This window comes from Acinetobacter qingfengensis, from assembly GCF_008693185.1.
In the GTDB taxonomy this organism is placed as follows: domain Bacteria; phylum Pseudomonadota; class Gammaproteobacteria; order Pseudomonadales; family Moraxellaceae; genus Acinetobacter; species Acinetobacter qingfengensis.
On the sequence record NZ_VXKN01000017.1, the window covers coordinates 1 to 9869 of the forward strand.

Genomic DNA, 9869 nt, shown 5'->3' on the forward strand with positions numbered 1-9869 from the left:
AGTACATTCACTATTACAATCATGAACGAATCAAGATCAAATTAAAAGGACTGACCCCTGTACAGTACAGAAATCAGTCCTTAAAATCAGCCTAATTAAACCGTCCAACTTTCGGGGGACAGTTCAATTTCAGTATGGGCTTTTTAGCAAAGTGGGTAGTATTTTATTTATCCAGTGTTTTACATAAAGAGCAAATTATGCCGTGATGTTTGTGAGAAAACATAATATCTGGACGTTCATAATCTTGTTCACATACAACACATTGGTAAATGGTTGAAACTGGTGTACCTTCAGAATTATAGCGAGGTTCTGCTACACCATCATCTTTCTGTTTAATATAATACTTGCCTTGTGTGAGCAGCCCCATAACAGGTGTGAGTACAAATGCTACAATTAAAGCAATTAAAGGTGAGTAAGAAGACAGGAAATCACCTAAAATGCCAAAGAATGCGGCAATCGATAAGCCTGCGGCAGCTAGAAAAGACACCATACCTACCGGATTGATGTTGTACAACATATCACGGCGATATTCAGGTTCTTTGGGAGAAAGTTTTAGAACATACTTATTAATGGCAATATCCGTGGCAACAACCACAACCCATGCAATAGCAAAGTTGGAATAAAACCCAAGAATTTTGCCTAAAACGGCAAACATATTGCCTTCCATTAAAGCTAAAGCAATGGCGAGATTTACCATCACAAAAATAATTCGTCCGGGATAATATTTACTGATTCGTGTGTATGCACTGGTCCATGCCAAAGATCCGGAATAGGCATTGGTGACATTGATTTTAATTTGTGAAATGACCACTAGAATAACTGCCAGAGTTAACGCCAGCCAGCCGGGTAACATATCGTGAAAAGCTGCATTGAATTGTTGAACTGGCTCGGTACTATTCACTCCGGGTAATTTGGTTAATAAATAAAATCCTAGAAATGCACCAATAATTTGTTTGATGGCACCTAAAATTACCCATCCTGGACCTGCTGAAATTACCGCTACCCACCATGACTTACTATTTTCTTTGGTTCTTGCAGGCATAAAACGCAGATAATCAATTTGCTCACCAATTTGCATGATCAGTGATAAACAGACACCAGCACCCAGCATAATCGCTGCCATATCGACAGAAGCATAACCTTCATGACCATTAAAGGTTGTAAATTGTCGAACTAAATCCGGCTCCTGATAAATTAGATAGGCTACTGGCCCAATCATTAGAATCAACCAAATAGGCGTCGTCCATACTTGTAATTTACTTAGAGCTTTCATGCCATAAATTACCAGAGGAATTACCATGAGGGTTGAAATTAGATAGCCTGCCCATAATGGAATATTCAATCCAAGTAATAAGCCTTGAGCCATGATCGAGCCTTCAAGGGCAAAAAAGATAAAAGTAAAGCTGGCAAAAATAATACTGGTCACTACAGAGCCGACATAACCAAAACCTGCGCCACGAGTAATTAAATCCAGATCAATGTTATAGCGTGCAGCATAGTAAGCGAGTGGAATACCGGTTAAAAAAATAATAATTGCTGCAAATAAAATTGAGAAAATGGCATTGGTCGTCCCATAAGACATGCCAATACTGGCACCAATTGAAAAATCGGCTAAATAGGCAATGCCCCCGAGTGCAGTGATTGCAACAACTTTAGGACTCCAGCGTCTAAAACTGTGAGGTGCATAGCGTAGGGTATAATCTTCCAGTGTTTCATTGACGGCTTTTTGTGAATCTGAGTCGGTTACAGATTCGGTGGGATGTTCGGTCACACGCATGTTTTATTCTCCCATGACTTATGCCAGTAGAATTGGCTGATGAGCTGAGTTTGCGTATGTTGTTGCAATTTGGAAATACGTAAAATTGCGTATATGTCAGGAACAATAAAAGCTAGAAATTCTGTTCAGGCTTTGGCAAAGTGGGAACAGCTAAAGCCATCGCTAAGTTGAGCAATTCTGATGTCCGACTCACCCCATTCCTCTAAAGCTCCACAACGCGTGATCAAAACACGTCGTGACTATAATCTTTGGGTTGCAGATGAAAGTATTGAGGATTTTGCTTTGCGTTATGCCCCGGCTTCCATTAGAAAATGGTCTTTGTGGACAGTAACCAATACAGCAATTTCTACAGTTAGTTTTTTGGCGATGGAAGCCATTGGTGCAAGTATATTATGGCAATATGGTTTTAGTAATGCCATTTGGGCAGCCATAGTGGTATGCGGAATTATTTTTCTAACCAGTTGGGCAATTAGCTATTATGCCGCCAAATATAATGTGGATGTGGATTTACTCACTCGTGGCGCAGGATTTGGCTACCTTGGCTCAACCATTACTTCACTCATTTATGCCAGTTTTACGTTTATTCTTTTGGCATTTGAAGCCGCTATTATGGCGATGGCTTTACAATTGGCTTTACATATTCCGTTACCGATTGGATATTTGCTCTCAGCATTAGTTATTTTGCCTTTAGTGGTCAAAGGTGTTGGTTTTATTAATAAAGTTCAAGCAATTACACAACCTTTCTGGTTAATTTTATTATTTGTACCTTGGGGATTTGTTATATGGTCACAACCTCATTTACTGGTTGATTTATTGCAATTTTCAGGCACAGTTTCACAATCTCAAGGGTTTAACCTGTATTATTTCGGCGCATCTTGTACACTGATATTTGCTTTTGTCATTCAAATTGGTGAACAAGCCGATTATTTGCGTTTTTTACCACAGCATCGTGCAGCATGGCATCTAGCGGTTTTTTTAGGTGGGCCTTCGTGGATTATTTTTGGTTTTTTAAAAGTCATCATGGGCATGCTGCTCATGTTATTGGCTTTACAATGGCTTGTGCCAATAGAAAATCTGGATAATCCAACTTATTTATACTGGATTGCATATCAACAGATGATTGCAAATCCACACATTGCCCTGATTTTTACTTTATGTCTAGTGTGTCTGGCCCAGATAAAAATCAATGTTACGAATGCTTATGCTGGTTCACTGGCATGGTCCAATTTTTTTGCACGTTTGACTCATCGCCATCCGGGACGACTTGTCTGGTTAATTTTCAATGTATTTATTGCTATCTTATTAATGGAAATGGGCATTAGCCATGCAGTTGAGCAAATTTTAGGGCTGTATAGTAATGTTGCGTTGGCTTGGATTGGTGCTGTGGTTGCAGATTTAATCATTTGTAAACCTCTTGGATTGAGTCCTAAAGGGATTGAATTTCGTCGAGCTTATTTATATGACATTAATCCTGTTGGAGTTGGTGCATTACTGATTGCGTCTATTTTATCAATTTTAAGTTATTTGGGAATATTTGGTTTAACTGCACAGGGTTTGGCTAGTTTTATTGCACTGGGAAGTGCCATGTTGTGTGTACCAATCATTGCTTATTTAAGCAAAGGGCGCTATTACCTGGCACGAACTCCTGAGAAAATTACAATAACATCCGTAGCAACTTGTGTGGTTTGTGAAAGGGAATATGAAGTGGCAGATATGGCAAGTTGCCCAGCTTATGATAATACTATTTGTTCGCTATGCTGTTCTTTGGAAGCGCGTTGTCATGATTTATGTAAACCTCATGGGCGCTGGTCAACCCAGCTCAATGACGCAGTACACCATTATTTACCTATATCATGGGCTGCACGATTAAATACCCGTTTAAGTCAGTATTTATTGGTCAATCTGGCGTTTGCTATTGTTCTGGCAGTTTGTCTAAGTCTGGTTTATCTTCAGGAAAAAACTTATCTGGAAAACATAAATAGCAATGCAGTCCATGAATTATTTCCCTTGTTTTTAAAAATTTATAGCATATTATTTTTATTGGCCAGCGTGGCAGCATGGTGGTTAGTGTTGAATGATGAAAGTCGACGTAAGGCAGAGCAGGAAACTCAACAACAAACACAATTATTAATTGATGAAATTGCAGCTCATGAAATCACTTCGTCACATTTACAGGAAGCCACCATTCAGGCAGAAAAAGCCAATGAAGCCAAAAGCCGTTATGTAGTTGGTATTAGTCATGAGCTGCGTACGCCTTTAAATAGTATTTTGGGCTATAGTCAATTGTTACAAAAGCAGGAACAGTTATCGGTACAGGGACAAATTGCACTGGGTGTGATTAGCCGTAGTGGGCAACATCTCACATCATTGATTGATGGTCTACTGGATTTGGCAAGGATTGAAACCGGGAAAATTTCACTAAATATGGTAGATCTGCATTTTCCAAATTTTATTGAACAAATGATCCAGATGTTTCGTCCGCAATTTGAACAAAAAAATCTGCAATTTATTTGTGATATTTCACCTAATTTACCACAGTACGTGCGTACAGATAAAAAACGTCTCGAACAGGTATTGATTAATATATTGGGAAATGCCCTGAAATTTACTACGACAGGGACGATTCGCTTGCAAGTTCAGTATCGTTTTCAAACGGCACATTTTGAAATTACAGATAGTGGTTGCGGTATTGCTGATGTTGATCTGGAACGAATTTTTACACCCTTTGAGCGTGGTAGTAATGTGGTTCAGGGTGGCTTTACAGGTACAGGATTAGGTTTGCCGATTGTCAAATTGCTGGTTGACTTACTTGGAGGGCAATTAACTGTAAGCAGCCAATTGAATGTTGGATCGGTGTTTAAAATAAAATTATATTTACCCTCTAAATCGCTGGTGCATCCGATTATGAATGTTAAATCCAGTCAAATTACAGGTTATCAGGGACAGTCAAAACGTATTTTAGTCGTAGATAACGAAGCCGTTGATCGAGGTTTAATGGCCAATTTTTTAGAACCTCTTGGTTTTATTTTGGAAGAAGCAGAATCAGGAATAGAATGCTTACGCTGCGTGCCAGTCTTTCAACCTGATTTGATCTTAATGGATCTGAATATGCCATTGATGGGAGGATGGGAAACTGCACAGCTTTTGCGGCAAAATCATATTACGAATGTTCCAATTTTAATCATTTCTGCCCATGTTAATGAGCGGGAAATTAATCCTCAGGATGCGGTTCTTAGTGAAGATTTTATGTTAAAACCGATTGATTTGAATTTATTACTGAGCAAAATTGGCGATAAACTCGGATTGATCTGGATTGATGAGGCTCAATCAATACCGCAAAACCATATTTCAGTGAATTCACCAACCATACATTATCCACAGCAAGAAATTCAAAAACTTAAAATATTAGAAACATTAGATCAACAACCTGCTAGTCTGGCAGAAGCCATCGTGCATTTAAATCAATTAATTGCTCAGGGTTATATTCGCGGAATTCAACGTGCCTTAGCACAATACCAAAAGGATTTTCCTGAACAGCAGCAATTATGGCAACAACTGGTACAAGCAATACAAGGTTTTGATTTAAAAACAGCTAAACAATTACTTCAGGATAGCTTATGAATCATTTACAGCAACAAAATCCATCGGATCAGGCGGTGATTTTAATTGTGGATGATGTCCCTGAAAATCTTGGGCTACTTCATGAGAGTTTGGATCAGGCTGGTTATCAGGTATTGGTCACAACTGATGGCATTAGTGCCATAGAAATTGCTCATCATTGCTTACCAGATATGATTTTATTGGATGGTAATATGCCGTATCTGGATGGTTTTGAAAGTTGTAAGCAGCTTAAAGCCAGCCCAATTACACAATTAATTCCGGTAATTTTTATGACTGGATTATCAGAAACAGAACATATCGTTAAGGGTTTTCAGGTAGGAGGTGTTGACTATGTGACCAAACCACTTAATATAGAAGAGGTATTGGCACGAGTACGTACCCATCTTGCACATGCAAAGTTATTACAACAACAAAAGCAAATCATTGATGCAACTGAAATTGCCATTTTGGCCATTGAATTAAATGGTAAGATTATTTGGAAAACTGCAAAAGCAGCAGATTTATTACAACATTCTCCTGAAGATTTAGTACAGTTTGAACAAGGTTTAGCACACTGGCTAAATGAAATTCAGATGGATAAAAATACCAAAAAAAGATTGAACTGCACTTATTCTACACTAAGCCAGCAACTGCAACTGACCATGTTATCTGATCAAGCTGAATTATCCTCAGTAAAAAATTATTTGATTCAAATTAAAGCAATGTATCGGACATTAAATTGTGAGGAAATTCTAAAATATTGTCCGCAGCTTACTCAACGTGAAGCAGAAGTATCCCATTGGCTGATTTTGGGTAAAACCAATAAAGATATTGCTGAAATTTTGCAATTAAGTCCCCGTACAGTCAATAAACATTTGGAACATATTTTGGAAAAACTCTGTGTGGAAAATCGAACTTCTGCAGTTGCATATATTAATAGTCTGGTACAAAAATAAACGTTAATACTGATCAATCAAGTGAGTTAATCATAAAATTTTGTATGAAATTGATGATTTTTTATTACATTAGTTCAGTCAAATCATAAAAAAACTTGACCGGAAATTTCAATGTTATATGATGTGCGGCATGCGGGAATAGCTCAGTTGGTAGAGCACAACCTTGCCAAGGTTGGGGTCGCGAGTTCGAGTCTCGTTTCCCGCTCCAAATTCTTAAGAGGCCTTATCAGTTGATAAGGCCTTTTTTATGGGTAGAATATATATTTTAATACAGTGATTTGTTGCTAAAACTAACCTTCCTAGATGGTTACTTAATTCGGGGGCGACACAGGCTTCCTGAATTTCTCCAAAATTAAAGGTTCACTACAGCCATGAAGTCTGGCATGCTGTGAGCCGAATATGTAATTTGAAGTATGAATAAAGAGTCTTTTGCTCATACGTTACTTTGGAATGAAGCTATCTTAAAAGTCCTAGGATGGTTAAAAATCACCTGAATTTGACTGTATTTTTTTCATTATTGGGTTTTGCTTGAACCATTTTCACTGTGCTTTAAAGAAAAATTTGTTTTAGTGCAAACTCATTTTATTTCAGGTGATCGATTGCCTGATTAAATATTACCGCTCATATTTTAAGAATACGGATAATTAATCATAAAAAATAGGTTTATGTTAGGATTCAGCTTATTTTATTATTGATCCCAATATGTTTTCAGATCGACCTTGTTTTTGTCAATCTCTGCAATTTTATTCTCAATGTTGCCAACCTTATCATTTGGGTAAAAAAACCGATACAGCAGAACAATTAATGCGTTCCCGCTATAGTGCCTATGTATTACAAGATATAGCTTATATTGTAAACACTACTGTACCTGCACAGCAGGATTTACTCAATCAGGCTGCCATGTTGCAATGGAGCAAAGATACCGAGTGGGATGGTTTGGACATTATTCGGCATATTTCAAAACTTGATAAAATTCATGCACAAGTTGAATTTAAGGCTTATTATTTGACGGAGCATGGACGAGATTTTCATCATGAATTATCGGCATTTGTACGTATTGGGCAGCAATGGTATTTTCTTGATCCTACTGTACAACAAATACTAAGTATGAAGCAGCCATGTTTATGTGGTTCAGCCAAAAAATTTAAATATTGTTGTGCGCCTTTTCTCGCATAGTTTTTATATTTAACTCAGCTACAATAACCTTTTTTTGAGTTTCGATGATTGGACGATGTTACTCACAATTATTTATATTATTGCAATTACCGCTGAAGCAATGACAGGTGCACTTTCTGCTGGACGCCGAAGTATGGATTGGTTTGGTGTAATTCTGATAGCCTTTGTTACAGCACTCGGTGGTGGTTCTGTACGTGATGTTTTATTGGGACATTATCCGTTGAGCTGGGTCAAACACCCTGAATATTTGGTAATTACGACCTTTGCTGCGTTGTTTACAATAGTTATTGCCACATGGATGAAGCATCTTAGAAAAATCTTTTTGCTACTTGATGCATTGGGATTAATCGCATTTACCATTATTGGTTGTCAGGTTGCTATTGATACAGGGCATGGTTTTGTTGTAGCCAGTGTTGCTGGGATTCTCACAGGAGTTTGCGGCGGTATTTTACGCGATATCTTATGTAATGATGTACCATTGGTCTTTCGCCGAGAGCTATATGCCAGTATTTCATTTGTTGCTGTCGTATTTTACTGGTTATGTAGTACTTATGCCAATTTGGCATTAGAAACAACAGTTCTACTGACCCTGATATTTGGATTTACTCTACGGGTGATAGCAATTTATTTCGGTCTTGAAATGCCGAAATTTATTTATAAAGATGATGATGAAAGCTCGGCTTCATCTAAAGATGAACACTAGAAGTAACCTAAGCTTTATCGCATCTAGTTATGATTGTATAAAAGCCGATAATTCATTCGATTTTTACATACTGTTTAGGATGAAAAGATAATTTCTTTCTTCCTCATTTATGCTTAAATGATTCCACTTTTTTGAATCACTTGAGTAATGCAATGGATTTGATCAGTCGTTTGCAGCGAATCCCAGTTGGAAAATTTCATTATAGTTTATTAGGAATGATTGGTCTGGGCTGGATGTTTGATGCTATGGATACAGGAATGATCTCCTTTATTCTGACGACATTAGCAACAGATTGGACATTATCAGCAAGTGAAAAAGCATCCATTGTCAGTATTAGTTTTATTGGTATGGCGATTGGAGCAGTCTTTGCAGGTGGTTTAGCAGATCGTTTTGGTCGAAAAACTATTTTTGCATGGACATTACTTATTTATAGTCTTGCAACAGCATGTTGTGCTTTCGCACCTAATTTAACATGGCTATTGATCTTCCGCTTTATTGTTGGGCTGGGTTTAGGTGGACAATTACCCGTTGCAGTTTCTTTAATGAGTGAATATGTTCCAGCACAAGTACGAGGGCGATTTATCGTCTTACTTGAAAGTTTCTGGGGGCTGGGCTGGCTGGTTGCCGCATTAGTTGCTTACTTTTTTATTCCAAAATTTGGATGGCATGCAGCCTTTCTGATAGGTGGATTACCTGTGCTATATGCAATTGTTATTTGGAAAAAAATTCCGGAATCTATTCCTTATCTAATCAATCGTGGCCGCTTAAATGATGCACACCAGATTATCACGAAATTAGAGCAACAAGCTGGCTTAACGCCTATTAAGCAAATTCATGCGTTAGCCATTACACGACAACAACAAGTTTCATTTAATCAGCTTTGGTCTGATCCTTTTTGGAAAAGAACATTAATGCTTTGGTTGGTCTGGTTTGGTGTCGTATATTCCTATTACGGTATTTTTACATGGTTACCGAGTTTATTGGTACAGCAAGGTTTTACGATTGTTAAATCATTTGAATATGTATTAATGATGATTTTGGCACAACTCCCAGGCTATCTGGTTGCAGCATGGAGTGTAGAAAAATTTGGGCGTAAATTGACATTATCAGGATTTATCGCTGTATGTGCTGTGTGCGCGTATTTTTTTGGTCAGGCCAATACGATCAATCAAATTATTTTATGGGGATGTTTACTATCATTCTTTAATCTAGGAGCATGGGGAGTTGTTTATACATATACACCAGAACAATATCCAATAAATATTCGCGCATTTGGGTCAGGCTGGGCTTCGGCCATAGGACGTGTTGGTGGTATCTGCGCACCGCTGGCGGTAACTGCATTAATGGAATTACCGAATAGCTTTCAACATGTTTTTTTAATGTTTACTATAGTTCTTCTTACTGTTGCAGTGGTGGTCATGATATTAGGTGAAGAAACTAAAGGACGTACTCTGGAAGACATTAATAAATGAACTAAAAATTGCATATTTATTATTTTTATTACAATAAATGTGCAATAAACAATCGTTCATAATAAAAATAGGGTAGAAATGCTGAATAAACGAACGAAAGGAGAAAAAAAGGGTTTTGGGGTATTGCAAAGGTATGGGGATAGTGTAGAATGCACATCCATCGGCGGTGATGCAGATAAAAACTT

Annotated in this window: 7 protein-coding genes, 1 tRNA gene and 1 pseudogene; 8 read left to right on the forward strand and 1 reads right to left on the reverse strand. The window is 37.7% G+C overall.

Annotated elements, in window-relative coordinates:
• Positions 1 to 95, forward strand: a 95-nt coding sequence (locus F4V57_RS14480) for an IS3 family transposase (RefSeq protein ID WP_150330557.1), incomplete at its 5' end; no start/stop codon positions are given.
• A gap of 68 nt (positions 96 to 163) precedes the next feature.
• Here F4V57_RS14480 and F4V57_RS14485 read toward each other — a convergent pair.
• Entirely contained in the window at positions 164 to 1777 is a 1614-nt protein-coding gene (locus tag F4V57_RS14485) for a purine-cytosine permease family protein (RefSeq protein ID WP_070070400.1), read from the reverse strand.
• Between the two features lie 180 nt (positions 1778 to 1957).
• On the opposite strand from F4V57_RS14485, the gene F4V57_RS14490 reads away from it, so the two are divergent.
• The 7 genes and pseudogenes from F4V57_RS14490 (at position 1958) to niaP (ending at position 9684) form a co-directional block, all read left to right on the forward strand.
• On the forward strand, positions 1958 to 5398 hold the full coding sequence (locus F4V57_RS14490) for a hybrid sensor histidine kinase/response regulator (protein WP_070070401.1): 3441 nt from the start codon (positions 1958 to 1960) through the stop codon (positions 5396 to 5398).
• Entirely contained in the window at positions 5395 to 6333 is a 939-nt protein-coding gene (locus F4V57_RS14495) for a response regulator transcription factor (protein ID WP_070070402.1), read from the forward strand. The genes F4V57_RS14490 and F4V57_RS14495 overlap by 4 nt, the downstream gene beginning before the upstream one ends.
• Before the next feature lie 132 nt (positions 6334 to 6465).
• Positions 6466 to 6541 (forward strand) — tRNA-Gly (locus F4V57_RS14500).
• A 73-nt stretch (positions 6542 to 6614) separates the two neighbouring features.
• A pseudogene (locus F4V57_RS15115) lies at positions 6615 to 6722 on the forward strand (hypothetical protein); the annotation flags it as partial.
• 313 nt (positions 6723 to 7035) lie between these two features.
• Positions 7036 to 7509 carry a YchJ family protein gene (locus F4V57_RS14505; protein WP_070070403.1) on the forward strand — a complete coding sequence of 158 codons (474 nt, stop codon included), beginning with the start codon at positions 7036 to 7038 and terminating at the stop codon, positions 7507 to 7509.
• A 55-nt stretch (positions 7510 to 7564) separates the two neighbouring features.
• Entirely contained in the window at positions 7565 to 8212 is a 648-nt protein-coding gene (locus F4V57_RS14510; protein WP_070070404.1) for a trimeric intracellular cation channel family protein, read from the forward strand.
• 152 nt (positions 8213 to 8364) lie between these two features.
• Positions 8365 to 9684, forward strand: a complete 1320-nt coding sequence (gene niaP / locus F4V57_RS14515) for a niacin transporter NiaP (protein ID WP_070070405.1) — start codon at positions 8365 to 8367, stop codon at positions 9682 to 9684.
• Positions 9685 to 9869 lie beyond the last annotated feature (185 nt).

Coding starts and splice junctions, on each gene's coding strand:
- F4V57_RS14485 (WP_070070400.1), bottom strand. CDS start 1,777: ATGCGTGTGACCGAACATCCCACCGAATCTGTAACCGACTCAGATTCA.
- F4V57_RS14490 (WP_070070401.1), top strand. CDS start 1,958: ATGTCCGACTCACCCCATTCCTCTAAAGCTCCACAACGCGTGATCAAA.
- F4V57_RS14495 (WP_070070402.1), top strand. CDS start 5,395: ATGAATCATTTACAGCAACAAAATCCATCGGATCAGGCGGTGATTTTA.
- F4V57_RS14505 (WP_070070403.1), top strand. CDS start 7,036: ATGTTTTCAGATCGACCTTGTTTTTGTCAATCTCTGCAATTTTATTCT.
- F4V57_RS14510 (WP_070070404.1), top strand. CDS start 7,565: ATGTTACTCACAATTATTTATATTATTGCAATTACCGCTGAAGCAATG.
- niaP (WP_070070405.1), top strand. CDS start 8,365: ATGGATTTGATCAGTCGTTTGCAGCGAATCCCAGTTGGAAAATTTCAT.